The organism is Blastococcus aggregatus, assembly GCF_900221005.1.
Taxonomy (GTDB): Bacteria; Actinomycetota; Actinomycetes; order Mycobacteriales; family Geodermatophilaceae; genus Blastococcus; species Blastococcus aggregatus.
Map to the genome: position 1 here is coordinate 207,486 of NZ_OBQI01000002.1, position 23,982 is coordinate 231,467.

Below are 23,982 nucleotides of genomic sequence, written 5' to 3' on the forward strand. Positions count from 1 at the left end.
GGATCAGCGCGCGGCGGTCCCGGTGTAGTCGTCGGAGGCCGAGACCCAGCTCATGAGGCCGCGCAGCTTGCGCCCGGTCTCCTCGATCGGGTGCGCCTCGGCGGCGGCGCGCTTGGCCTTGAAGTCGGGCGCGCCGGCGTCCTGGTCGGCGATGAAGGCCGCGGCCCACGAGCCGTCCTGGATCGCGGTCAGCACGTCCTTCATCGAGGACTTGACGCGGGCGTCGATGACCTTCGGGCCGGAGGTGTAGTCGCCGTACTCGGCGGTGTCGGACACCGACCAGCGCTGCTTGGCGATGCCGCCCTCGTACATGAGGTCGACGATCAGCTTCAGCTCGTGCAGGCACTCGAAGTAGGCGACCTCGGGCTGGTAGCCGGCCTCGGTGAGCGTCTCGAACCCGGCGGTGATCAGCGCGCTGGCACCACCGCAGAGCACGGCCTGCTCGCCGAACAGGTCGGTCTCGGTCTCCTCGGCGAAGGTCGTCTTGATGACTCCGGCGCGGGTGCCGCCGATGGCCTTCGCGTAGGACAGCGCGAGCGCCTGGGCGTTGCCGCTGGCGTCCTGCTCGACGGCGATGAGGCAGGGCACGCCCTTGCCGTTCTCGAACTCGCGGCGGACCAGGTGGCCGGGGCCCTTGGGGGCGACCATGGCGACGTCGACGCCGGCCGGGGGCTTGATGTAGCCGAACCGGATGTTGAAGCCGTGGCCGAAGAACAGCGCGTCGCCGTCCTGCAGGTTGGGCTCGACCGACTCCGTGTACAGCGTCCGCTGCACGTGGTCGGGGGCCAGGATCATGATCAGGTCGGCCTCGGCGGACGCCTCGGCGGGGGTGACCACGCGGAGGCCCTCGGCCTCGGCCTTGGCGCGGCTCTTGCTGCCCTCGGGCAGGCCGACGCGGACGTCGACGCCCGAGTCGCGCAGGGACAGCGCGTGCGCGTGTCCCTGGCTGCCGTAGCCCAGGACGGCGACGGTGCGCCCCTGGATGATCGAGAGGTCGGCGTCGTCGTCGTAGAAGATCTCGGCAGCCATGTGCGTGCTGTTCCCTTCGGTTCTGCTCTAGCGGGTGGAGCGGATGGGTGGAGCGGGTCTCAGGCGGTGCGCTCGACCGGGCGCAAGGTACCGGTGCCGGACATGGACCGCGGGCCGCGGCCCAGGGCCACGGTGCCCGACTGCGCCATCTCCTTGATCCCCATCGGGGCGAGGACGGCGAGCAGCGCCTGGAGCTTGTCGGGAGTACCGGTGGCCTCGAGGGTCACCGTCTCCGGGTTGACGTCGATGACGCGGGCCCGGAAGAGCTCCGCGGTCTGGAGCACCTGGGTGCGCTCGGCCAGGGGCGCGCGCACCTTGACCAGGAGCAGCTCGCGCTGCACCGCGGCCCCGGTCTCCAGCTCGACGATCTTGATGACCTCGATCAGCTTGTTCAGCTGCTTGGTGATCTGCTCGAGCGGAGAGGCCTCGGCCTCGACGACGATCGTCATCCGGGACAGCCCGGGGTTCTCCGTCGGGCCGACGGCGAGGGACTCGATGTTGAAGGCGCGCCGGCTGAACAGCGCCGAGACGCGGGCCAGGACGCCGGACTTGTTCTCGACCAGCACCGAGAGCGTGTGGCGGGGCATCAGACCTGACCCTCTCCGAAGACGGGCCGCACGTCGCGCGCGGCCAGGATGTCGTCGTTGCTCGCGCCGGCGGCCACCATCGGCCACACCTGCGCGTCCGAGCCGACGACGAAGTCGATGACGACGGGGGCGTCGGTGATCGCCATGGCCTTCTCGATGACGGCGTCGACGTCGTCCTTGCTCTCGCAGCGCAGCCCGACGCAGCCGAGCGCCTCGGCGAGCGCGACGAAGTCGGGGATGCGCACCGGCTTGGGCGTCCCGTCGGCGTTCTGGGCGTGCAGCTTGGTGCTGGAGTAGCGGCCCTCGTAGAACAGGGTCTGCCACTGCCGGACCATGCCGAGGTTGCCGTTGTTGATGACGGCGACCTTGATCGGGATGCCCTCGATGGCGCAGGTGGCCAGCTCCTGGTTGGTCATCTGGAAGCAGCCGTCGCCGTCGATCGCCCACACCGTGGCGTCGGGCAGGCCCTGCTTGGCGCCCATCGCCGCCGGCACGGCGTAGCCCATCGTGCCGAGGCCACCGCTGTTGAGCCAGGTGCCGGGCTTCTCGTACTTGATGAACTGCGCGGCCCACATCTGGTGCTGGCCGACGCCGGAGGTGTAGACCGCGTCGGGGCCGGCGATGGCCCCGAGCCGCTCGATCACGTACTGCGGCGAGAGCGCGCCGTCCTCGGGCTCGTCGTAGCCCAGCGGGTAGCGGTCGCGCCAGCCGTCCAGCTGGGTCCACCAGGCGGCGAGGTCGGGCGTCCGCCCGGCCGCGTGCTCGGCCTGCAGGGCGGTGACCAGCTGGGCGATGGTCTCCTTCGCGTCGCCCACGATCGGCACGTCGGCCTTGCGGTTCTTGCCGATCTCGGCCGGGTCGATGTCGGCGTGCACGACCAGCGCGTCCGGCGCGAAGCTGGACAGCTGGCCGGTCACCCGGTCGTCGAACCGCGCGCCGAGGGCGACCAGGACATCGGACTTCTGCAGCGCGGTCACCGCGGCGACGGTGCCGTGCATGCCGGGCATGCCCAGGTGCTGCGGGTCGCTGTCCGGGAACGCGCCGCGGGCCATCAGCGTGGTCACCACCGGCGCGCCCGTCAGCTCGGCGAGCGCTGCCAGCTCGGACGTGGCGCCGGCCTTGAGCACGCCGCCGCCGACGTAGAGCACCGGCCGGCTCGCACCGGCGATCATCGCGGCGGCCTCGCGGACCTGCTTGCCGTGCGGCCGGGTGGTCGGCCGGTAGCCGGGGAGGTCGATCCGCGGCGGCCAGGAGAAGTCCGTCGTCGCCTGCAGCACGTCCTTGGGGACGTCGACGAGCACCGGGCCGGGGCGGCCGGTGGAGGCCAGGTGGAACGCCTCGGCGATCCGCTGCGGGATGTCCGCGGCGTCGGTGACCAGGAAGTTGTGCTTGGTGATCGGCATCGTGATGCCGCGGATGTCCGCCTCCTGGAAGGCATCGGTGCCGATCGCGCCGCTGGGCACCTGGCCGGTGATGGCCACGATCGGCACCGAGTCCATGTAGGCGTCGGCCAGCGGGGTCACGAGGTTGGTCGCGCCGGGGCCGGAGGTGGCCATGCAGACGCCGACGCGCCCGGTGGCCTGGGCATAGCCGGTGGCGGCGTGGCCGGCGCCCTGCTCGTGGCGCACCAGCACGTGGCGGACCTTCGAGTCGAACAGCGGGTCGTAGAGCGGGAGGATCGCGCCGCCCGGGATGCCGAAGACGACGTCGACGCCGATGGCCTCCAGCGAGCGGACGAGGCTCTGCGCCCCGGTGATGCCCGTGGCCGGCTCGTGAGCGGCCTCGTGGATCGAGCGGGCCGTGGTCTCGACACCCGTGAGGGCGGCGGCGGCCTCGCGGGTGGCGGACTCGCCCTGGTTGGTGGTCATGCGGTTCTCTCCTGGGCCGAACGGAGGTGGGTGCGGGTGCCGGCGGGGCGTCGACAGCTGTCGGGCAACAAAAAACCCCTCGTGCCGCAGGCACGGAGGGGTCAGCGCGTCGGTCGTGAGGACCGACGCGCTAGGGAACTACGAGGAGGCTGCGGGAGCAGTCGTCGACGAGCATGCAGGCGGAGGGCACCTGCACACTGTGCTCCTCCACCGTGCGGCTCGTCAACCAGCCAGTCCCACTGACTGGACACCGATGTCCAGATCCGCGTTCTCCACTGCCGTGAACGAGCCCCAGTCGAAGGCCGTCAGCACCTCCGGGAGCGAGTCGGCGTCGACCGGCCGGCCGAACAGCCAGCCCTGCATGAACCGGCAGCCCCGTTCCTCCAGCATGCGCAGCTGACCGACGGTCTCCACGCCCTCGGCGACGACGTCCAGGCCCAGCCGGTGACCGAGGTCGAGGACACCGGCCACGAGCGTCGCACCGCGCTCGTCCCGCTCGATGTCCGCGACGAACTCGCGGTCCATCTTCAGGATCTGCACGGGCAGGCGGGCGAGGTAGGCCAGCGACGAGTAGCCGCGACCGAAGTCGTCGACCGACAGCACGCAGCCCATCTCCTTGAGCGTGGCCAGGTCGCTCTCCAGCCGGTCCTCCGCGTCGAGCATCACCGACTCGGTGATCTCGAGGATCAGCTTGTGCGGCGGCAGGCCCGCCTCGGCCAGGGCCGAGGCGACGTCGGGCGCGAGGCAGCCGGCCTGGAGGTGGCGGACGGAGACGTTGATGCTCGTCATGACCTCGAAGCCCGCGGCGTGCAGCGCCGCGGCGTCCCGCGTCGCCCGGCCCAGCACCCAGCGCTGCAGCGGGACGATCAGCCCCTCGTCCTCGGCCAGCGAGATGAACTCGTCCGGCGGCACGGTGCCCAGCTGCGGGTGGTCCCAGCGGACGAGCGACTCCAGGCCCAGGATGCGCCGCTCCTCGACCCCGACCACCGGCTGGTAGACCATCCGGAAGTGCTCCTGCTCGAGGGCGGCGGGCAGGTCGCGGGCCAGCCGGGCCCGCCGTCCCATCGCGCTGTCGATCGCACGCGCCGCCGTCCGGACGCAGGACTTCCCGTCCGCCTTGGCCGCGCGCAGGGCGATGTCGGCCTGCCGGATGGTCGCCGACACCTCGTCGGCGGCGTCCAGCGCGGTCACCCCGATGCTCCCGGCGACGTCGAACACGACCCCGGCGGCGTGCCCGGCACCGTCCGCGGCGGCGCGGACGGTCCGGAGGTCGGCCACGATCCGCTCGGCCAGGCCGACGGCCTCGTCCAGCGTGCCGGGCACGAGGACGGCGAACTCGTCGCCGCCGAGCCGGGCGACCAGGTCGCCGTCGCGCACGGCGGCCCGCAGCCGGCCCGCGACCTGGATCAGCAGGTCGTCCCCCGCCTCGTGGCCGGCGACGTCGTTGACCAGCTTGAAGCCGTCGAGGTCCAGCAGCAGGAACGAGGCGGGCTCGCCCTGGGCGGCACGGTCGCGGGCGTCGGTGAGCGCCGCCATGAGCCGGGCGCGGTTGGGCAGCCCGGTGAGGTAGTCGGTGTAGGCGAGCCGTTCCAGCTCGGTGCTGCGCTGCCCGTCGGTGTCCCGCAGGTGCAGGACCAGGCCGTCGCCGACGGCAGCGTCGGTGACGGTCGGCAGCCCGGCGGAGGACGCCGGCCCGACCGACTCGAAGGTGCGCCAGGCACCGTCCCGCCCGCGCAGCCGGAGGTACGGACGGGGACCGCCGCCGGACGCGCTGCCCCGCTCGGCACCCGGGTCGAGGGCGCGGTGCAGGTCGTGGCGGTCGTCGGGGTGCACGAAGTCGCGCAGCGGCCGGCCCTCGAGGTCGCGGGGCAGCCAGGCGGAGACCTCCGCCGTCGAGGCCGCCGCCCAGGTGACCTGCCCCCGGGCGTCCAGCACCACCGTGACGTCGGCCGCGGAGTGGACGAGGGTGCGGAAGTAGGCCTCCGTCCGCAGCACCTGCCGCGACAGGCGCGCGCCGTCGGAGGCCCACACGAGGGTGCGCGCGAAGGTCAGGGCCATCAGCACGGCGACGGTGAGCGCCTCCGCCGTGTGCAGCGGCCGGCCCGCGGCGAGGGTGCCGAGCAGCAGCAGGAGGACGCCGAAGCTCAGGCAGTAGCTCACGACGACGCCGACCAGCGGCACCCCGCCGGCGGTCTCCCCCGCGCCCCGGGGCCCCGGGTCGGCGGCGAGCGCCAGCGTGGCGGACGCGAGCATGCCGAGGTAGGCCGTCGTCGCGACGGCGTCCAGCAGTGCGGACGGGCCGGAGACCGCGAGCGCGCCGCCGGCCATCGTGACCGACAGCGAGGCGAAGCCCAGCAGCAGCCAGCCGGCCGCGGCCCGCCGGCGCGGGGTGACCGCGCCGAAGGTGACGAGCCCGACCGCGCAGAGGACGGCCGAGACCGCCGGGTAGAAGACGGTGAGCAGCGGGTCCGCGGGCGCGCCGGCCGGGCCGGCCGTCAGCGGCACCAGCATCTCCAGCAGCACGCCGAGGGCCACGAGGGCGACGGCGGCGTCCAGCACCACCTGCATGCGGACGCGCCCGCCGGCCGACCGCGTCAGCCGCACGCAGAGCAGCAGGGCCACGGGGCCGGTGGCGGCGAGGAAGAGGTCCGAGAGGCCCGCGGACGTGGGGTTCACGCCCGCAGCGGTGACGGCCCGGACCAGGTGGCCCAGGCCCAGCAGCACCGCGATGACGGCGAAGGACCGCCAGGTGCCCGCCACCGCCGGCGTCAGCCGGAGGCAGTGCCGGCCCACGAGCGCGGCGACGGCGAACGTCGCGAGCGCGAGGACCGCCGGGCCGCTCCACCCGTTCCAGCCCGGGACGACGAGCTGCTGGACCGCCAGGACCAGGGCGGTGGCCGCGAAGCCGAGGAGCACCGGACGCCGGGGCCAGCCCGCTCCCGCGGCGGGGCTCATCGCCCGCCGCCGGTCATCGGGCGCTGACGAGGCCGGGCCACACCGCTGCCTCGAGGCGGATCATGCCCATGAGCTGCTCGAGCGGCATCGGGCGGGCGAGCAGGAAGCCCTGCGCGCAGTCGCAGCCGAAGCCGCTCAGGACGGCCAGCTGCGCGGAGGTCTCCACGCCCTCGGCCACGACCGACATGCCCAGCGCCCGGCCGATGCCCACGATCGACTCGCACAGCGCGCGGGTCTTGGGGTCGCGGTCGATCCGGGACACGAAGGCCCGGTCGAGCTTGACCATGTCGATCGGCAGCTTGGTCAGGTGGGTGAGCATCGAGGAGTCGCCACCGAAGCCGGCGAGGGCCACGTGCACGCCCATGAGCCGCAGGGTCGCGACGTCCAGGCCGTCGCGCTCCTCGCTGGAGGTGACGGTCGCGTCGCTGATCTCGAGCACGAGGCGCTCGGGCGGGAGGCCCGACCGGCGCAGCGCCGCCTCGACGTCGGGCACGATCGCACCGGTGGCCAGGTAGGCGGCGGGCGCGTCGAGGCTGACCCGGATGCCGGAGGCGGACTCCGGCATGGCCGCGGCGGCGGAGACGGCCTCGTCCAGCGCGAACCGCTGCAGCTCGCCCAGGAGACCGGACTGCTCGGCGATCGGCAGGAACTCCGCCGGCGGGACCTCCCCGAAGGTGGGGTGCCGCCAGCGCAGCAGCGCCTCCACGCCGGAGAGCCGCTGCTCGGCCAGGGAGACCACGGGCTGGAAGAGCAGGAACAGTTCGCCGTTGGCCCGCGCCGAGCGCAGGTCCTCGCGCAGCTGCTCGCGGCGGGCCGCGGCCTCACCGAGCGCGGCCCGGTAGCGCTGCGCCATGCCGGAACCCGCGGCGCGGGCGGCACGGACGGCGAGGTCGGCCCGGACGAGCAGGTCCTCGACGGCGAGGCCCTCGTCGAGCTCGACCAGCCCCACACCGGCGGTCAGGTCGACGATGCCGGCGTCGGTCAGGATCGGCTGCTCGACGACGGACAGGATGCGGCCGGCCAGCCGGTCGGCGTCCGGGCCCTGCCCGGTGGCGAGCACGGCGAAGGTGCCGCCACCGATGCGGGCGACGACGTCCTCCCCGCGCACGGTGGCGCGCAGCCGGCGACCGATCTCGGCGACGACGGCACCGACCACGTCGCGGCCGGCGTGCTCGCGGGCCTCGAGGATGCCGTCGAGCTCGACCATCAGCAGGGTGCCGGGCTCCTCCCCCTCCACGGGGGCGGCCAGCCGCTCGGTGAGCAGCTGCAGCATGCCCGCGCGGTTGGGCAGGGTGGTCATGGGATCGATGTAGGCGACGCTCTGCAGGGAGCGCTCGCGTGCCTGCCGCTCGGTCATGTCGCGGCACTGCAGGACGACGGCACCGACGTCGGAGTCGTGGCGGAGGTCGGCGATGCCGGCCTCGAGGCAGCGCCACACGCCGTCGGCGTCCCGCAGTCGCAGACCCAGCAGGGCCGGGGCGCGCTCGCCGGGGGCCAGCGCCTCGCCGAGGGCGGCCTGGTCCTCCGGGTGCACGGCGTCGAGCAGCGGCCGGCCGACGAGCTCCGTCGCGGCGGAGCCGAAGACGCGCTCCAGGGCCGGCGAGGCCCAGGTGACGCGCAACGCATCGTCGAGGAGGACGACGGCGTCGATGCCGGAGTGCACCAGGGACCGGAAGTAGGCCTCGCTGCGCCGCAGGCGGGCCGACAGGTGGTGCTCCTGGCAGGCGGTGGCCCAGCGGTGCGCCAGCGCGAGCAGGACGGCGAGCATCAGCCCGACCCAGGTGACGATGTCGAGGGAGTGGCCCATGAACCGGACCACGCCGGCCGCGGCGACGGCGACCAGCAGCGCGCCCATGGGGAGCAGCTGGCCCACGTCGACGGCACGGGAGAAGCCGGTGGTGGGCGCGGGCCTGCTCCACCCCGGGTCCACCAGGACCGCGAGGGCGAGCAGCAGCAGGCCGCCCAGGACGAGGAACCGGGATAGGGAGGTGAGGCCGACGGCGTCCGCGAGGACGGCGGAGGTGCCCAGACCGCGGCCGCTGGTGAGCAGCACTGTGCCGACCAGGAGCACGACGGCCATGCGCCGGCGGGCGGGCTCGACGACGCCGAGCAGGACGAGCGCGGCGGTCATGGTCGCCGAGGTCACGACGACAGCGGCACCGAGGACGAGCCGCTCGGGCAGGTACATCCCGGACCAGTCGCCGACCGGGCCTGCGACGAGCAGCCGGATCGCGACCAGGCACGAGGCGAGGAACAGCGCGACCTCCACGGCCGCACGACGTCCGGTGCGCAGCCGGGACCGGCCCGCCAGCCCGAGCAGCGCCACGATCGCGATGAGGTAGCCGGGAACGGTGGGCAGCCAGCGGACGACGACCCGGTCGAGCGGGTCGCCGGCGTCGATCAGCCACGCCAGGAGCGCGCCGAGCACCGGGAACAGGGGTGCGACGGCGAACAGCCGCCAGGCCGGAGGCCGGCCCGGCCGGCCTCCCGCGGTCCAGAGGACGGCGGAGGTGATCAGGCCGACGAGGACGACGGCGAGATCGCCGAGGTCACGGAGGGCAGGCGAAGCGGCGGCGGCGGCGCAGGCGACAATCGCCGGCACGGCCACCGCGAGCAACCACCAACGGCGCGGGTCCACGCCTGTTGTCTCGGCACCGGGCGGGGCCCGGCCAAGCGGTGGCGGGCGGACCTCACCCCTTGGGAGGGGGGCGCCCTCCCGGGGGTATCAGCCGCAGATCGCGCCCTGGGCGGCCGATCCGACCAACTTGGCGTACTTGCCGAGCACCCCGGTGGTGTAGCGCGGCGGCAGCGGCTCCCAGCCCTCCTTGCGGCGGGCGAGCTCCGCGTCGTCGACCAGCAGGTCCAGCGTGCGGGTGGTCAGGTCCAGGCGGATCGTGTCGCCGTCGCGGACGAAGGCGATCGGCCCGCCGTCGGTGGCCTCGGGCGCCACGTGGCCGATGCACAGGCCGGTCGTGCCGCCGGAGAACCGGCCGTCGGTGAGCAGCAGGACGTCCTTGCCCAGGCCCGCGCCCTTGATGGCGCCGGTCACGGCGAGCATCTCGCGCATCCCGGGCCCGCCGCGCGGGCCCTCGTACCGGATGACGACGACGTCGCCCGGCTTGAGCGTGCCCTCGGTGACGGCGTCCATGGCGCCCTGCTCGCCGTCGAAGACGCGGGCGGTGCCCTCGAAGACCTCGGTGTCGAAGCCGGCGGACTTCACCACGGCCCCCTCGGGCGAGAGCGAGCCCCGGAGGATCGACAGGCCCCCGGTGGCGTGGATCGGGTCGTTCATCGCGTGGATGATCGCGCCGTCGGGGTCAGGCGGGGCGATGTCGGCCAGGTTCTCGGCCATGGTCTTCCCGGTCACGGTGAGCACGTCGCCGTGCAGCAGGCCGGCGTCCAGCAGGGCGCGCATGACGACGGGGACGCCGCCGATGCGGTCCACGTCGGTCATGACGAAGCGGCCGAACGGCTTCACGTCGGCCAGCAGGGGCGTGCGGTCACCGATCCGGTTGAAGTCCTCGAGCTCGAGGTCGACCTGCGCCTCGTGGGCGATCGCCATCAGGTGCAGCACGGCGTTCGTCGAGCCGCCCAGCGCCATGACGACGGTGATCGCGTTCTCGAAGGCCTTCTTGGTCATGATCTGCCGCGCGGTGATGCCCAGGCGCAGCAGGTTCACGACCGCCTCGCCGGAGGCGACGGCGTAGTCGTCGCGCCGGCTGTCGGGTGCCGGCGGTGCGGCGCTGCCCGGCAGGGCCATGCCGAGGGCCTCGGCCACGCTGGCCATCGTGTTGGCGGTGTACATGCCGCCGCAGGAGCCCTGGCCGGGGCAGGCGGCCTTCTCGATCTCGACCAGTTCGTCGCGGGTGATGAGCCCCCGGGCGCAGGCGCCGACGGCCTCGAAGACGTCGATGATCGTGAGGTCGCGGTCCCCGAGCTTCCCGGGCATCGTCGAGCCGGAGTAGAGGAAGACGCTGGCCAGGTCCAGCCGGGCGGCGGCCATGAGCATGCCGGGCAGCGACTTGTCGCAGCCGGCCAGCAGCACCGAGCCGTCGAGGCGCTCGGCGAACATGACGGTCTCGACCGAGTCGGCGATGACCTCGCGGGAGACCAGCGAGGCGCGCATGCCCTCGTGACCCATCGAGATGCCGTCGGACACCGAGATGGTGCCGAACTCCATCGGGAAGCCGCCGGCGGCGCGGACGCCGTCCTTGGCCCGCTTGGCCAGCCGGTCCAGCGAGAGGTTGCAGGGGGTGATCTCGTTCCAGGACGAGGCGACGCCGATCTGCGGCTTGACCATGTCCTCGTCGCCCATGCCGACGGCGCGCAGCATGGCGCGCGCCGGGGCCTTGGCGTCCCCGTCGGTCACCTCGAAGCTGCGCGGCTTCATCGGATTGCGCGTCGCGCTGGCGGAGTCGTTGCCCGGGATGAGGTCCTCGCCGATCGTCACGGGGCGATGCTAGGCCGGAGGTCGGACATGTCGGAGACTGCGTCGGTGCTAGTACCGGCACCACCACCGATCGGGAGCCCGCCGTGACCGCCTCCGCCCGCCGCGAACTCGCCGAGTTCCTCGGCTCGCGCCGCCGTCAGCTGTCCCCGGGCGCGGTCGGCCTGCCGCCCGGCGCGAACCGCCGGACACCGGGGCTGCGGCGGGAGGAGGTCGCGCTGCTCGCCGGGGTCAGCCACACCTGGTACACGTGGCTGGAGCAGGGGCGGGAGATCCGGCCCTCCGTGCAGGTGATGGACGCGCTGGCCCGGACGCTGCAGCTCACCGCGGCCGAGCGCGAGTACGTGCTGCGGCTGTCCGGCAACGAGCCGGCGCCGACGGTCGAGGCGCAGGAGACGATGCCCGCCCACCTGCAGCGGCTGATGGACGCCCTGGGCCCCTCCCCCGCGTACGCGATCACCTCGACCTGGTCGATCGTCGGCTGGAACCGGGCCTACGAGCGCCTCTATCCCGGGGTGGCCGATCTGCCCGCCGCTGATCGCAACCTGCTGTGGGTGGTGTTCACCGACCCCGCCGTCCGCCGGCTCCTGGGTGACTGGACGACCGACAGCCGCCGGTTCCTCACCCAGTTCCGGGCCGAGGTCGGCCCGCGGCTGGCCGATCCGCAGGTGGTCGACCTCGTGACGCGGCTCCAGGCGGTCAGCCCGGCCTTCCGCGAGGGGTGGGCGAGCCACGACGTCGACCGGTTCACCTCCACCGAGCGCCGGTTCGAGCACCCCGCCGTCGGCTCCCTGGTGCTCGAGCACCACCAGCTGACGCCGGCCGACGCCCCCGGTCTCCAGCTGGTCGTCTACACCGCCGCCGAGCCCGGCAGCAGCGCAGGGCTGGCCCGGCTCGCGGGCTGAGCCGTCTGGGAGGATCGGCGCTCGTGGACACCACCGCCCGCTTCCGGATGAACCGCACCACGCTGCTGCCGGTGCTGGTGTTCGCCTTCTGCCTGATCCCGCTGTCGGCGGCCTCGGCGTGGCTCCTGCTGCTGCTGCTCGTCCCCGCGGTCGTGGCCGCCTGGGTGTGGCGCACCGGCTTCGACATCGACCCCGGCGCGATCACCGTGCGCACGCTGGCCGGCCGCCGCCGGGTGCCGTGGACCGAGCTCGCCGGCGTGCGGGTCGGCGAGCGGGCCGACCTCTGGCTGGTGACCACGGGTGGCACCGAGGTGCGGTTGCCCGCGGTGCGGGCCCGCGACCTGCCCGCGATCGGCCAGGCGTCCGGGGGCCGGATCCCGGTGCCCACGCCACCGACGGATCAGTAGCGGTCGACCACGTTCACCAGCGGCCGGCCGTCGAGGATCCGCTCCAGCTGGTCGGCCACCGCGGCCGCGGCCCGTTCGTTGGTGCCGGGCACGTCCCCGCCCACGTGCGGGGTGATCAGCAGGTTCGGCGCCGTCCAGAGCGGATGCCCCTCGGGCAGCGGCTCGGGCTCGGTGACGTCGACGGCGGCGCGCAGCCGGCCGGCGGTGAGCTCGGCGAGGAGCGCGTCGGTGTCGACGACGACGCCGCGGGCGGCGTTGACCAGCAGGGCGTCGTCCTTCATCGCGGCGAGGAAGGCGGCGTCGACCAGGCCGATGGTCTCGTCGGTCACCGGCACGATCACGACGACGATGTCGGCCTGCGGCAGCAGCTCCGGCAGCTCGCTGGTGGCGTGCACGCCGTCGCGGGCGCTGCGGGCGACGAAGGTCAGCTCGACGTCGAACCCGGCCATCATCCGGCCGATCGTGCGGCCGATGTCGCCCGCGCCGACGACGAGCACCTTCGCGCCGACGAGCTTGTGGTGGGTGCGCGGCGTCCAGCGGCCGGCGTCCTGCTCGCGGACGAAGAACGGGATCCCGCGCTGGGCGGCGAGCGTGGCGGTGACTGCCCACTCGGCGGTCGAGGGCGTGTGCGCGCCGCGGGCGTTGCACAACGAGACCCCGTCGGGCAGCCGCCCGGCGAAGCGCTCGGCGCCCGCGCTGAGCAGCTGGACGACGCGGAGTCCGGGCAGCGCGGCGAAGAACTCCTCCCCCGGGAACGGGGCACCGCCGGACCGCGGGATCCAGACCTTCGACCGGGCGGCGTCACCGGTGGGCGGGCCGTCGGCCGCCGCCCAGCGGTGCGCGCGCACGCGTGGCGAGACCGCCTCGACGGCAGCAGCCAGGGCACGGGAAGGGACCAGGACGTCGAGCACCTCGTCGGGGCCGACCAGCGGTTCGCTCACGAGCGCCGAGACTAGGCGCAACCGCCCGCCCCGCCCACGGCGCGCACGTACTGTGGGAGCCATGCGGCGGGTCTCGGCGGGTGCGCTGCTCCTGACCGCCGCCCTCCTGACCGGGTGCGGCGACGACGGCTACGAACCGTCCGGGCCCTTCCGCCCGCTCCTCGAGGGCGCACCGCCCCAGGTCGGACCGCCCCCGTCGAGCGCACCGAACCCCGGGCGCCCCGCCGAGCCGGGCGCCGAGGAGACCGACGGCGACCCCGCCGTGGTCGCCACCGGGCTGGCCGTCCCCACCGGGCTGGCGCTGCTCCCCGACGGCACCGCGATCGTGGGCGAACGCGACAGCGGCCGCATTCTGCAGGTCTTCCCCGACCGCTCCCCCGCCCGCGAGCTGATGATCGTGCCGGGCGTGGACACCGCCGGCGACGGCGGCCTGCTCGGGCTGGCGGCGTCCCCGACCTATCCCGAGGACGGACTGCTCTACGCCTACGTGTCGACGGCCGTGGACAACCGCGTGGTGCGCTTCCCGATCGGGGGGACGCCGAACGCCGTGGTCACCGGTATCCCGCGCGGCGAGGTGCACAACGGCGGCGGCCTGGTGTTCGGCGCCGACGGGACGTTGTACGTCGGCACCGGCGACACCGGGAACCCCGCACTGGCGAGCGACCCGGCCTCGCTCGGCGGCAAGGTGCTGCACGTCGACGTCTTCGGCCGGCCCCTCGGCGCGGGCCCGGTGTTCACCAGCGGGCACCGAGACGTCACCGCCGTCTGCGTGGGCGAGGAGGACCGGCTGTTCGCCGCCGACGCCGCGCGCGACGGCGCCGACGAGCTGAACGCGCTCACCGAGGGGCAGGACTACGGCGTCGCCGGGCCCGTCGTCGAGTTCGTGCCGGGCGAGGACGGCCTGGGCGGCTGCGCCGTCGCCGGCGACGCCGTCTTCCTGGGCGCGCTGGACGGCCAGCGGGTGCACGCCGTCCCCGTCGACGCGTCGGACACCGTGTCCGGCGAGCTCGAGGAGTTCCTCGGCGGCCGCTACGGCCGGCTGCGCACCGTCGTCGCCGACCCCACGGGCGCGCTGTGGATCACCACGTCCAACCGCGACGGGACCGGCACCCCGGCCGAGGACGACGACAAGGTGCTGCGCATCAACCCGCCGTCGTCGGCTGGCGGCTCACCGCTGTAAGCGGGGTCGTGCCCGGCTGCGCAGAGCCCCACCGTCACGCCTGCGCGGACCCCTCCGGGGCCCACTCGGCGCGACAGGTCAACCGATCAATCTCTCCTCGAGCATGCGCTTGACGGTGGCGGCGTCGGCCTTGCCGCGGGTGGTCTTCATGACCGCGCCCACGAGCGCGCCGATCGCCTGCACCTTGCCGCCGCGCACCTTCTCGGCGACGTCGGGGTTGCCCGCGATCGCGCCGTCGACGGCGCTGACCAGTTCGTCGGACTCGCCCATGACGGCCAGCCCGCGCGCCTCGACCACGGCCGCCGGGTCGCCCTCGCCGGCCAGCACGCCGTCCAGGGTCTGACGCGCCAGCTGGTCGTTGATCGTGCCGGCGGAGATCAGCCCGATCAGCTCGGCCACCTGCTTCGGCGTGACCGCCAGCTCGCCGAGCTCCGTGCCGGTGTCGTTGGCGCGGCGGGCGAGGTCGCCCAGCCACCACTTGCGGGCGTCGCCCGGCGAGGCGCCGGCGGCGACGGTGTCGCTGACCAGCTCGACGGCGCCGGCGTTGACCAGCCAGGCCATCTCGGTGGGCGCGATGCCCCACTCGTCGGAGAGCCGGCTGCGGCGCGCGGCGGGCAGCTCGGGGAGCGCGGCGAGCAGCGAGGCCACCCACTCCTCGTCGGGGGCGACCGGCACCAGGTCGGGCTCGGGGAAGTACCGGTAGTCGGTCGCCTCCTCCTTGCTGCGGCCGGGCGAGGTCGTGCCGGTGTCCTCGTGGAAGTGCCGGGTCTCCTGGAAGATCCGCTGCCCCTCGTCGAGGAGCGCGGCCTGCCGGCGCATCTCGAAGCGCACCGCGCGCTCCACCGAGCGCAGCGAGTTCACGTTCTTCGTCTCGGTGCGGGTGCCCCACTCGAGGCTGCCGATCGGCGCCAGCGAGGTGTTGACGTCGCAGCGCAGGTTGCCCTGCTCCATGCGCACCTCGGAGACGCCGAGGGCGACCAGGATCTCGCGCAGCTCGGTGACGTAGGCCTTCGCGACCTCTGGCGCCTTGGCCCCGGCGCCCGGGATGGGCCGCGTGACGATCTCGACGAGCGGGATGCCGGCCCGGTTGTAGTCGATCAGCGAGTGGTCGGCACCGTGGATGCGCCCGGTCGAGCCACCGACGTGCAGGTTCTTGCCGGTGTCCTCCTCGAGGTGCACGCGCTCGATCTCGACGCGGTAGGTCTCGCCGTCCACCTCGACGTCGAGGTGGCCGGCGGTGCACATCGGCTCGTCGTACTGCGTCGTCTGGAAGCCCTTGGGGATGTCCGGGTAGAAGTAGTTCTTCCGGGAGAACCGCGCCCAGGTGGCGATGCGGCAGCCCAGCGCGAGGCCGATGCGGATGGTCGACTCGATGGCGGCGGCGTTGGCCGACGGCAGCGAGCCGGGCAGCCCGAGGCAGGTCGGGCAGGTCTGGGTGTTCGGCTCGGCGCCGAACGTGGTGGAGCACCCGCAGAACATCTTGGACGCGGTGCCCAGCTCGACGTGGGTCTCCAGACCGAACACCGGCTCGTAGCGGGTCAGGACCTCGTCGTAGTCGACGAGCCGATCGGGGGTGGCGCTCACGGGGTGGGGCCTTCCTTGGGTGCGGGGGGCCGACCTGCGGCTCGCTCGGCGCGGCCGGTGACGACGGCGCCGGCGGCGGTGAGCACGCCCAGGACGAGGAAGACGGCGAAGACGGGGCGCCCGGAGGCGATCCACCCGACGATGCCGCCGACGATGACGAAGGCGGTCAGGGCCCAGGCGGCCTTCAGCGCGGCGCTCATGCGGCACTCCCGGCCGGGCGGGCGGCGAGCTGGTCGAGGAAGCGGGAGCCGCGAGCGGCGTCCTGGGCGGCCTCGAGCGCGGCGGCGACCTTGTAGCAGCGGTCGTCGGCCAGCGCCGGCGCCATGATCTGGAAGCCGACCGGCAGCCCCTCGGACAGCCCGCAGGGCACCGAGATGGCGGGCACCCCGGCGAGGCTGGCCGGCAGGGTGCAGAGGTCGGCGGCGTACATGGCGATCGGGTCGTCCACGCGGGCGCCGACCTCCCAGGCGACGGTGGGGCTGGTCGGGCTGACCAGCACGTCCACGTCGTCCCACGCGCGGGTGAAGTCGCGGGTGATCAGCGTGCGGACCTTCTGCGCCTGCCCGTAGTAGGCGTCGTAGTAGCCGCTGGAGAGCGCGTACGTGCCGAGGATGATCCGGCGCTTCACCTCGGGCCCGAAGCCCTGCTCGCGGGTGAGCGCCATGACCTCGTCGAGGTCGCGGTCGCCGTCGTCGCCGACGCGCAGCCCGTACCGGACGCCGTCGAAGCGGGCGAGGTTGGACGACGCCTCGCTCGGGGCGATCAGGTAGTAGGCCGGCAGCGCGAGATCGAAGGCCGGGCAGGAGACCGGGCGGACCTCGGCACCGAGGCTCTCCAGCAGGGCCACCGTCTCGGCGAACCGGGCGAGCACGCCCTCGTCGTAGCCGTCGGTGTGCCCGTCACCGCCGAGCTCGGTGACGACGCCGACCCGGAGGCCGGCGAGGTCGCCCTCGGCGCCGCGGCGCGCGGCCTCGGCGAGCACCGGGACCGGGGAGTCGATGGAGGTGGAGTCCAGCGGGTCGTGCCCGGCGATCGCCTCGTGCAGCAGCGCCGCGTCGAGGACCGTGCGGGTCATCGGCCCCGCCTGGTCGAGGCTCGAGGAGAAGGCGATGAGGCCGTAGCGGGAGACCGAGCCGTAGGTGGGCTTGTGCCCGACCAGGCCGGTGACGGCGGCCGGCTGGCGGATCGAGCCGCCGGTGTCGGTGCCGATCGCCCACGGGGCGAGGCCCCCGGCCACGGCCGCCGAGGAGCCGCCCGACGAGCCGCCCGGGATGCGGTCGTGGTCCCAGGGGTTGCGGGTGACGCGGTAGGCGGAGTTCTCGGTGGACGAGCCCATCGCGAACTCGTCCATGTTGGTCTTGCCGAGCAGGACCGTGCCGGCGTTCTTGAGCCGGGCGGCCAGCGTCGCGTCGTACGGCGGGCGCCAGCCCTCGAGGATCTTCGAGCCGCTCGTCGTCGGCACGCCCTCGGTGACGACGACGTCCTTGAGCGCCAGCGGGATGCCGGCCAGCGGGCCGGTGGCGGTGCCGCCGGCGCGGGCGGCGTCGACCTGCTCCGCGGTGCGCAGCGCGGCCTCGCCGTCGACGTGCAGGTAGGCCCCGAGCGCGTCGTCCTCGGCCGCGATGCGGTCCAGGTAGGCGCGGGTCACCTCGACGGCGGTGACCTCACCGGCGGTGAGCAGCCGGCCGAGCTCGGCGGCGTCCGTACTGGTCAGGTCGCTCATGCTCCCTCCCCCAGGATGCGCGGCACGCGGATGCGGCCGTCCTCGGCCGCCGGGGCGCCCGCCAGCACGGCGTCACGGGGCAGGCTGGGACGGGCGACGTCCTCGCGGAAGACGTTGGTCATCGGCACGGCGTGCGTCGTCGGCGGTACGTCGGCGACGTCGGCCCGGCCCACCTGTGCGACGGCGTCCAGCACGGCGCCCAGCTGCCCGGCGAAGAGGTCTAGCTCCTCGTCGGTGACGGCCAGCCGCGCGAGGTGGGCCAGGTGGGCCACCTCGTCACGGGTGAGTCGGTCCTTGCGGGACGGCGTGCTCATGCGGGACGGAACTCCACTTCGAGGGGCGACTGGCCGGCGCCGGCAACCCCTTGCGGGACCGGGGCCTGACCGTCCCACTGTACGTGGGGGGTCTGCGCAGGCCGTCACCGTGAGAAGCTGCCCTCGCCTGCGATCAACGGAGATCGGTCCGCGCCCGAGGACGTCCCGGAGGAACCGTGTCCTATCTCCTGCGTCTGGTCATGCCCGACCGACCCGGCATCCTGGGTGCGGTCGCCACCGCCCTGGGCACCGCCGGCATCGACATCGTGTCCCTGGACGTGCTCGAGCGGGGCAGCGGCGTCGCCGTCGACGACGTCGTGGTCGACCTCCCGCCCGACCGGCTACCCGACAGCCTGATCACCGTGGCGCAGAGCGTGCCGGACGTCGTCGTGGAGTCGCTGCGGCCCTTCTCCGGCGCGCTGGACACCCACCGCGAGCTGGAGTTGCTCGACGGGCTGGCCCGCGCCGGTGAGGACGGTGCGGAGAAGCTGCTGGCCGCCGAACTGCCGCGGGTCTTCCACTGCGGGTGGGCGGTGGTCCTCGACTGCGGCCCGGACGGCTCGTGGGAGGTACGCGCGACGTCGGACGCCGCGCCGGCGTTCGAGGGGCTCGAACTGCCGTGGATGCCACTGACCGGGGCCCGGCTCCTGCCCAGTGACGACGACTGGCTGCCCGAGCGCTGGCGGGAGATGGCCATCGAGATGATGGCGGTGCCGTACGGCGGGGACGCCTGCGCGGTGGTCCTGGGCCGGTCGGGCGGACCGGCGTTCCGCCGCTCGGAGCTGCTCCGGCTGGCACACCTCGCCGGCATCGCCTCGACCGTCGTGCACCTGCCGCCGGCCTGACCGCGTCCTGTCCGGCGACCTGCCGACCAGCTCCCACCTGCACGTTCTCCGTCCACAAGCACCTTGTCGACCCCTCTGTTCGAACGTATGATCGAACACATGGACGTGACGGCGGAGACGAGGGCCGCCCCCTCTCCGACCGTCGGGTGGGCTGAGGGCCCGCTCGGAATCGCCCAGGCGGCGGCCCGAGAGATCGGCCGGCAGACCGCGCTCCGCGCTCGGGCGGTGGCCGCCTTCGCCGCGACGCGGCCCGCGTCGGACGACCGGCCTCCCGGAACGCCCGGCGCCATGAGCGCCGACCGGCGGGCGTCCCGGCCGGAGGTGCTGGCGGGCGTCAGCGAGTGGGCGGCGCAGGAGCTGGTGATCGCGATGTCGATCACCCAGGTCGCCGCCGAGAACCTGCTGCAACGTTCGCTCACGCTGGTGCACCGGCTGCCGCGCACGCTGGTGGCGCTGGAGTCCGGGCTGATCCACGACGGGCACCTCTGGCACCTGCTGGACAAGGTCGCGCCGATCGCCGACGCGGCGATCCGCGCCCGGGTGGAGCGGGGAGTGCTGGACTGGGTGGCCGGCCGGTCGGTCACCACCCCGGCACAGCTGGGCGCGAAGGCTCGGCGGTCGGTGCTCAAGCACGACGCGGCCGCCGCAGCCCAGCGGTTGGCGAGAGCGCTGCGCGAACGCGGCGTCTCCGTCCGGTCCGACCGCCGAGAGGGCATGGCCGTCTTCGACGCCCTGCTGACCGTTCCCGAGGCGCATGCCTTGCTGGACGTCCTGGGGCAGTACGCCGACGCGATCGACGAACCGGGCGACACCCGTACCCGCGGCCAGAAGATGGCCGACTGCCTGCTCGATCTGGTGCTCCGACCCGGCGAGCAGGACGGCCCGCCGGTGCAGGCACGGCTGACCCTGGTGGCCGGGGTGGCGACGCTGCTAGGGGGTGACCAGCCCGGAGAGATCGACGGCGAACCGGTGCCGGCGGAGCTGGTGCGCGCGCTGGCACGCGCCCTGGGCCTCCTGCCCGAGGTGAGGCCGGAGGCGCCCGGCTCCTCCCCCGATCCCGACCTGCGGCCGGACGAGCCCCCGGCCGGGGCGTGGACCGACGCGGTGCGCGCGGCCGACGAACGGTGGTGGGCCGCGATCGAGGAGCGGGCACTGCGGGGCGAGTGGGGCGGTGCGGAGGATCCCCGCTCGACGTGCTCGAGCGCTGGTGGGCCGAGGAGCCGTTCTGGGCCGGATCGGCATCGCCCGAGGCCGGGCCGTCTCCCGGTCCCCACCCAGGATCTCCGTCCGACGCCGAGCCACGACCGCAGTCGCAGCACGACCGCGTCACACCTCCCGCGCGCTCCGGCGAGGCCCCCGATCGTGACCCCGCCGCCGGCGAGTGGGCGACGGCCGATCGAGCGCTCGACCGGGCCGGTGCCGCGCTGCTGGACCTCCAGCGAACAGTGGGTGCCGCGGGGCGGGCGGTCTCCGCCGCTGGACGCGCCGCGGCGGACGACGAGGACGCCTGGGAGGACAGCGCGGCCGGCCGGATGACCCGGGCCCGGGGGGCGCTCGACGCGCTCCTCGAGGGGACCGCCCGTCAGCGGGAGGAACTGGCCGACCTGTTGGGGCGCACCGCCGGTGGTGGGCTGCTCGACCGGCCGCGCATCGCGATCGTCGACGAGCTCACCGGCGCGCTGCTCGCACTGACCGACAGCACGGAACTGCGCCGGTACGCCACCTGCGGTGCGGCCGCCTGTCGCCGGCATCCGGCGGGCTGCGGCCACGACCTCGGCGACCGCCCGGGCCTCGGTCCTCCGCCCCCGAGCGACGGCTACCGACCCGGTGCGGCGCTCGACCGGTACGTCCGTGCCCGCGACCGTCGCTGCCGTCAGCCCGGCTGCCGCCGGCGGGTGCCGCTGGGAGGCGAGCTCGACCACGACCGGCCCTGGCCCGACGGGCCGACCAGCGCGGGCAACCTCGCCGGCTACTGCACCGGGCACCACCGCGGCAAGCACCAGGCACCCGGATGGCAGCACTCCCTGGCGGAGGACGGCACGCTCACCGTCCTCACGCCGACGGGCCTGGTCGCGACGACCACGCCGCCCCCGTTCTGACGGCGCGCCGAGGGCTCAGCCGCGCGGTGACGTCACCTTCTCCGGGGCGATCCGGACCAGCAGGCGGACCTGGTCCCGGCCGCCGAACCACGGGTACGGACGGCCGATGTAGCGCTGGGACAACTCGTCGATGTGCTCGCGGGCGCCGTCCTCGGTGACCTCGGTGACCCGGCCGCGCACCTCGAAGTAGCGGCTCGGGTCGTCGGGATCGGCCACGTTGAGGGCCACCCGCGGGTCGCGCTCGACGTTGCGGACCTTCTGGTGCCCCCGGACGGTGTTGATCAGGACGTCGTGCCCGTCGGTGTCCACCCAGGTCTGGGTCATCTGCGGGGAGCCGTCGGGCATGAGGGTCGAGAGGAAGCAGGGGCTCGGACGGCGGAGCAGGTCGAGCAGGGCGTCGGGCAGGGACACGCGGGGTCCTTCCGGAGGGTGGACCCCCGCCCCTACCCGCGACCACCACCGTCACTCCGCCGGCGGTTCGCTCCCGTCGCCGATCGTCGCGACCGCCCGGGCGGCGTCCGGGCCGTCGGCGAGCAGCACGCGGAAGCCGTCGTCGTCCAGGACCGGCGCCTTCACCTGCACGGCCTTGTCGTACTTGCTCCCGGGGTCGGCGCCCACCACGACGAAGCCGGTCTTCTTGGACACCGAGCCGGTGACCTTGCCGCCGCGCTCCTGGATGGCCGCGGTCGCCTGGTCGCGGCTGTAGTCCCGCAGCGAACCGGTCACGACGACGGTGACCCCGGTCAGCGGCCCGGGGCCGGCGTCGCTGCCCTCGTCGACCATCCGCACCCCGGCCCGCCGCCACTTCTCGACGACGTCGCGGTGCCAGTCGACCTCGAACCAGTCGCGGATGGATCGCGCGATCGTCGGCCCGACACCGTCGGCCGCGGCCAACTCCTCCTCGCTCGCCTCGGCGATCCGGTCCAGCGAGCGGAAGTCCCGGGCCAGCGCCTGGGCGGCGGTCGGCCCGACGTGCCGGATGGAGAGCGCCACCAGCACCCGCCACAGCGGCACGTCCTTGCGGCCCTGCAGGTTGGTCAGCAGCTTGGTGCCGTTCGCCGACAGCGCGCCGTCCTTCTTCCGCGTGAAGAACGCCGTCTGCTTCAGCGCGCCCTCGTCGAGGAAGAACAGGTCGCCCTCGTCCTGCAGGAGGCCGCCCTCCAGCAGTGCGATCGCCGCCTCGTAGCCCAGGTTCTCGATGTCGAAGGCACCACGGCCGGCGACGTGGAACACCCGCTCCCGCAGCTGCGCCGGGCACGACCGGGAGTTCGGGCAGCGGATGTCGGCGTCGCCCTCCTTCTCCGGGCGCAGCTCGGTGCCGCACTCGGGGCACACCGTCGGCATGACGAACGGGCGCTCGTCGCCGGTGCGGGCGGCGACCACCGGGCCCAGCACCTCGGGGATGACGTCACCCGCCTTCCGGATGACGACCGTGTCCCCGATCAGCACGCCCTTGCGGACCACCTCGCTGGCGTTGTGCAGCGTCGCGAGCTGCACCGTCGACCCGGCCACCTTGACCGGCTCCATGTAGGCGAACGGCGTCACCCGGCCGGTGCGGCCCACGTTCACCCTGATGTCCAGGAGCTTCGTCGTCGCCTCCTCCGGCGGGTACTTGAAGGCGATCGCCCAGCGCGGGGCCCGCGACGTCGAGCCGAGCCGGCGCTGCAGGGCGTACTGGTCGACCTTCACCACGACGCCGTCGATCTCGTGCTCGACCGAGTGCCGCTGCTCCTTCGTCCGCTCGATGAACGCCCAGACCGCCTCGAGGTCGTCCACCACCTGCGAGCGGTCGCTGACCGGCAGCCCGAGCTCGCGCAGCCGCTCGTAGGCGCCCGACTGCCGGTCGACCTCGAAGCCGCGGTGCGCGCCGACGCCGTGCACGACCAGCCGGAGCGGCCGGGAGGCGGTGACCTTCGGGTCCTTCTGCCGCAGCGAGCCCGCGGCGGCGTTCCGCGGGTTGGCGAACGGCGCCTTGCCGGCCTCGACCAGGCCGGCGTTGACGTCCGCGAAGCCGGCGATCGGGAAGTAGATCTCGCCGCGCACCTCGAGCAGCTGGGGCACGTCGTCCCCGGTGAGCTGCTGCGGCACGTTCCCCATGGTGCGGACGTTGGCGGTGACGTCCTCCCCCGTCGTCCCGTCCCCGCGGGTGGCGGCGCGGACCAGCCGGCCGTCCTCGTAGACGATCGCCACCGCGACGCCGTCGACCTTCAGCTCGCACAGGTAGGCCGCGCCGGAGGCGCCCTCGCGCTCCACCCGCGCCGCCCAGGCCGACAGCTCGTCGCTGCTGAACGCGTTGTCCAGGCTCTGCATCCGTTCCAAGTGCTGCACCGGCGCAAAGGTCGCGGTGAACCCGCCGTTGACCTTCTGGCTGGGCGAGTCGGGCGTGATCAGGGCGGGGTGCGCCGCCTCGAGCGCCATGAGCTCGCCCATCAGCTCGTCGTACTCACCGTCGCTGACCAGCGGCTCGTCGCGCACGTAGTAGGCGAAGGCGTACCGGTCCAGCTCCTCGGACAGGTCGCGGTGCCGGGTGCGCGCGTCGTCGGGGACCTCGGTGAGGTCCTCCCGGTCGGTCGCCGCCTCGACGACCGGCTCGTCCAGGGCAGCGGGGTCGGTGCTCACGCGGGCACGGTATCCGGCGGGTACGACCGTCAACCGGACGTCACCCGCGGCAGCGACCCCGCCCCGGGTCCGTCCGGCCTGCGACGATGCCGGCGTGCACCCCGAGCTCGCCCGTGCCCTCGATCCCGTGCTCCGCGACCTCCGGGCCGGCGGGCCGCCGCCACCCCGGATCGGGGAGCACGACTGGGCCGACGAGGAAGGGGTCGCCTCGGTGTGGCTGTGGTCCGCCGACGGCAGCGGGACCGGTACGTCGGTCGTCCTGGGGGCACCGTTGCCGGAGCAACTCGCCCACGTCGCGGACCAGGTGCACGACTGGGCGGTCGAGGAGCTCTGGGGCACGACCCGCACGAACTGGCCTCCCTGCCCCGAGCACCCGGGCAGCCACCCGCTCGTCGTCCGGAGCGCCGGGGACGACGTCGTCTGGGCCTGCCCCCTGTCGGGCGCCACCGTCTGCCGGGTGGGCGAGCTGCGCTGAGGGG

General features: G+C 74.2%; 20 protein-coding genes. 7 read left to right on the forward strand and 13 right to left on the reverse strand.

Annotated features, from left to right (window positions below):
• Positions 1 to 3: 3 nt before the first annotated feature.
• From ilvC to ilvD, 6 genes are all read right to left on the reverse strand, one after another.
• Entirely contained in the window at positions 4 to 1,029 is a 1,026-nt protein-coding gene (gene ilvC / locus CRP29_RS06750) for a ketol-acid reductoisomerase (protein WP_097194309.1), read from the reverse strand.
• Between the two features lie 59 nt (positions 1,030 to 1,088).
• Complete coding sequence (gene ilvN, locus CRP29_RS06755) at positions 1,089 to 1,616, reverse strand: acetolactate synthase small subunit (protein ID WP_097194310.1); 528 nt, start codon at positions 1,614 to 1,616, stop codon at positions 1,089 to 1,091.
• Positions 1,616 to 3,484, reverse strand: a complete 1,869-nt coding sequence (locus CRP29_RS06760; protein ID WP_097194311.1) for an acetolactate synthase large subunit — start codon at positions 3,482 to 3,484, stop codon at positions 1,616 to 1,618. Before CRP29_RS06760 ends, ilvN begins: the two co-directional genes overlap by 1 nt.
• Positions 3,485 to 3,706: 222 nt before the next feature.
• Positions 3,707 to 6,439, reverse strand: a complete 2,733-nt coding sequence (locus CRP29_RS23545) for a putative bifunctional diguanylate cyclase/phosphodiesterase (protein ID WP_141437078.1) — start codon at positions 6,437 to 6,439, stop codon at positions 3,707 to 3,709.
• 13 nt (positions 6,440 to 6,452) lie between these two features.
• Complete coding sequence (locus CRP29_RS06770) at positions 6,453 to 9,077, reverse strand: putative bifunctional diguanylate cyclase/phosphodiesterase (protein WP_141437079.1); 2,625 nt, start codon at positions 9,075 to 9,077, stop codon at positions 6,453 to 6,455.
• Positions 9,078 to 9,164: 87 nt separating this feature from the next.
• Positions 9,165 to 10,889 carry a dihydroxy-acid dehydratase gene (ilvD, locus tag CRP29_RS06775; RefSeq protein WP_097194314.1) on the reverse strand — a complete coding sequence of 575 codons (1,725 nt, stop codon included), beginning with the start codon at positions 10,887 to 10,889 and terminating at the stop codon, positions 9,165 to 9,167.
• Positions 10,890 to 10,972: 83 nt separating this feature from the next.
• Here ilvD and CRP29_RS06780 point away from each other — a divergent pair, with 83 nt between their 5' ends.
• Together CRP29_RS06780 and CRP29_RS06785 are read left to right on the forward strand one after the other, a co-directional pair.
• A complete protein-coding gene (locus tag CRP29_RS06780) occupies positions 10,973 to 11,791 on the forward strand; it encodes a helix-turn-helix transcriptional regulator (RefSeq protein WP_097194315.1) in 819 nt (272 codons plus the stop codon).
• A gap of 23 nt (positions 11,792 to 11,814) precedes the next feature.
• Positions 11,815 to 12,198 carry a PH domain-containing protein gene (locus tag CRP29_RS06785; protein ID WP_245852562.1) on the forward strand — a complete coding sequence of 128 codons (384 nt, stop codon included), beginning with the start codon at positions 11,815 to 11,817 and terminating at the stop codon, positions 12,196 to 12,198.
• On the opposite strand, the gene CRP29_RS06790 is transcribed toward CRP29_RS06785, so the two are convergent.
• A complete protein-coding gene (locus CRP29_RS06790; protein WP_245852565.1) occupies positions 12,192 to 13,139 on the reverse strand; it encodes a 2-hydroxyacid dehydrogenase in 948 nt (315 codons plus the stop codon). The genes CRP29_RS06785 and CRP29_RS06790 overlap by 7 nt on opposite strands.
• 61 nt (positions 13,140 to 13,200) lie before the next feature.
• On the opposite strand from CRP29_RS06790, the gene CRP29_RS06795 reads away from it, so the two are divergent.
• Complete coding sequence (locus CRP29_RS06795; protein WP_097194317.1) at positions 13,201 to 14,319, forward strand: PQQ-dependent sugar dehydrogenase; 1,119 nt, start codon at positions 13,201 to 13,203, stop codon at positions 14,317 to 14,319.
• A gap of 78 nt (positions 14,320 to 14,397) precedes the next feature.
• On the opposite strand, the gene gatB is transcribed toward CRP29_RS06795, so the two are convergent.
• From gatB to gatC, 4 genes are read right to left on the reverse strand one after another with little or no spacing between them, the layout of a single operon-like run.
• Entirely contained in the window at positions 14,398 to 15,903 is a 1,506-nt protein-coding gene (gene gatB / locus CRP29_RS06800; protein ID WP_097194318.1) for an Asp-tRNA(Asn)/Glu-tRNA(Gln) amidotransferase subunit GatB, read from the reverse strand.
• A complete protein-coding gene (locus CRP29_RS06805; protein WP_097194319.1) occupies positions 15,900 to 16,103 on the reverse strand; it encodes a hypothetical protein in 204 nt (67 codons plus the stop codon). Before CRP29_RS06805 ends, gatB begins: the two co-directional genes overlap by 4 nt.
• Complete coding sequence (gene gatA, locus CRP29_RS06810; protein WP_097194320.1) at positions 16,100 to 17,626, reverse strand: Asp-tRNA(Asn)/Glu-tRNA(Gln) amidotransferase subunit GatA; 1,527 nt, start codon at positions 17,624 to 17,626, stop codon at positions 16,100 to 16,102. The genes CRP29_RS06805 and gatA overlap by 4 nt, the downstream gene beginning before the upstream one ends.
• Positions 17,623 to 17,940, reverse strand: a complete 318-nt coding sequence (gatC, locus tag CRP29_RS06815) for an Asp-tRNA(Asn)/Glu-tRNA(Gln) amidotransferase subunit GatC (protein WP_097194321.1) — start codon at positions 17,938 to 17,940, stop codon at positions 17,623 to 17,625. The genes gatA and gatC overlap by 4 nt, the downstream gene beginning before the upstream one ends.
• 176 nt (positions 17,941 to 18,116) lie before the next feature.
• Here gatC and CRP29_RS06820 point away from each other — a divergent pair, with 176 nt between their 5' ends.
• The 3 genes from CRP29_RS06820 to CRP29_RS23225 all read left to right on the forward strand — a co-directional run bounded on the left by CRP29_RS06820 (position 18,117) and on the right by CRP29_RS23225 (position 20,884).
• Positions 18,117 to 18,785 carry an ACT domain-containing protein gene (locus CRP29_RS06820; RefSeq protein WP_097194322.1) on the forward strand — a complete coding sequence of 223 codons (669 nt, stop codon included), beginning with the start codon at positions 18,117 to 18,119 and terminating at the stop codon, positions 18,783 to 18,785.
• A 99-nt stretch (positions 18,786 to 18,884) separates the two neighbouring features.
• On the forward strand, positions 18,885 to 20,321 hold the full coding sequence (locus tag CRP29_RS06825) for a DUF222 domain-containing protein (RefSeq protein ID WP_245852568.1): 1,437 nt from the start codon (positions 18,885 to 18,887) through the stop codon (positions 20,319 to 20,321).
• Positions 20,318 to 20,884 carry an HNH endonuclease signature motif containing protein gene (locus CRP29_RS23225; RefSeq protein WP_245852570.1) on the forward strand — a complete coding sequence of 189 codons (567 nt, stop codon included), beginning with the start codon at positions 20,318 to 20,320 and terminating at the stop codon, positions 20,882 to 20,884. Before CRP29_RS06825 ends, CRP29_RS23225 begins: the two co-directional genes overlap by 4 nt.
• Before the next feature lie 15 nt (positions 20,885 to 20,899).
• Here the strand turns inward: CRP29_RS23225 and CRP29_RS06830 are convergent, their stop codons facing one another.
• The gene (locus CRP29_RS06830) at positions 20,900 to 21,295 is read right to left on the reverse strand and encodes a PPOX class F420-dependent oxidoreductase (protein WP_097194323.1); all 396 of its coding nucleotides are present in this window, start codon (positions 21,293 to 21,295) and stop codon (positions 20,900 to 20,902) included.
• A 51-nt stretch (positions 21,296 to 21,346) separates the two neighbouring features.
• On the reverse strand, positions 21,347 to 23,503 hold the full coding sequence (gene ligA, locus CRP29_RS06835; RefSeq protein ID WP_217991484.1) for an NAD-dependent DNA ligase LigA: 2,157 nt from the start codon (positions 23,501 to 23,503) through the stop codon (positions 21,347 to 21,349).
• A gap of 94 nt (positions 23,504 to 23,597) precedes the next feature.
• On the opposite strand from ligA, the gene CRP29_RS22405 reads away from it, so the two are divergent.
• Positions 23,598 to 23,978, forward strand: a complete 381-nt coding sequence (locus CRP29_RS22405) for a hypothetical protein (protein ID WP_097194324.1) — start codon at positions 23,598 to 23,600, stop codon at positions 23,976 to 23,978.
• The last annotated feature ends 4 nt before the right edge of the window (positions 23,979 to 23,982 follow it).

Bases quoted from the DNA above. Each gene is read 5' to 3' on its own strand.
- ilvC (WP_097194309.1), bottom strand. From the start codon at position 1,029: ATGGCTGCCGAGATCTTCTACGACGACGACGCCGACCTCTCGATCATC.
- ilvN (WP_097194310.1), bottom strand. From the start codon at position 1,616: ATGCCCCGCCACACGCTCTCGGTGCTGGTCGAGAACAAGTCCGGCGTC.
- CRP29_RS06760 (WP_097194311.1), bottom strand. From the start codon at position 3,484: ATGACCACCAACCAGGGCGAGTCCGCCACCCGCGAGGCCGCCGCCGCC.
- CRP29_RS23545 (WP_141437078.1), bottom strand. From the start codon at position 6,439: ATGAGCCCCGCCGCGGGAGCGGGCTGGCCCCGGCGTCCGGTGCTCCTC.
- CRP29_RS06795 (WP_097194317.1), top strand. From the start codon at position 13,201: ATGCGGCGGGTCTCGGCGGGTGCGCTGCTCCTGACCGCCGCCCTCCTG.
- CRP29_RS06805 (WP_097194319.1), bottom strand. From the start codon at position 16,103: ATGAGCGCCGCGCTGAAGGCCGCCTGGGCCCTGACCGCCTTCGTCATC.
- gatA (WP_097194320.1), bottom strand. From the start codon at position 17,626: ATGAGCGACCTGACCAGTACGGACGCCGCCGAGCTCGGCCGGCTGCTC.
- gatC (WP_097194321.1), bottom strand. From the start codon at position 17,940: ATGAGCACGCCGTCCCGCAAGGACCGACTCACCCGTGACGAGGTGGCC.
- CRP29_RS06825 (WP_245852568.1), top strand. From the start codon at position 18,885: ATGGACGTGACGGCGGAGACGAGGGCCGCCCCCTCTCCGACCGTCGGG.
- CRP29_RS23225 (WP_245852570.1), top strand. From the start codon at position 20,318: ATGACCCGGGCCCGGGGGGCGCTCGACGCGCTCCTCGAGGGGACCGCC.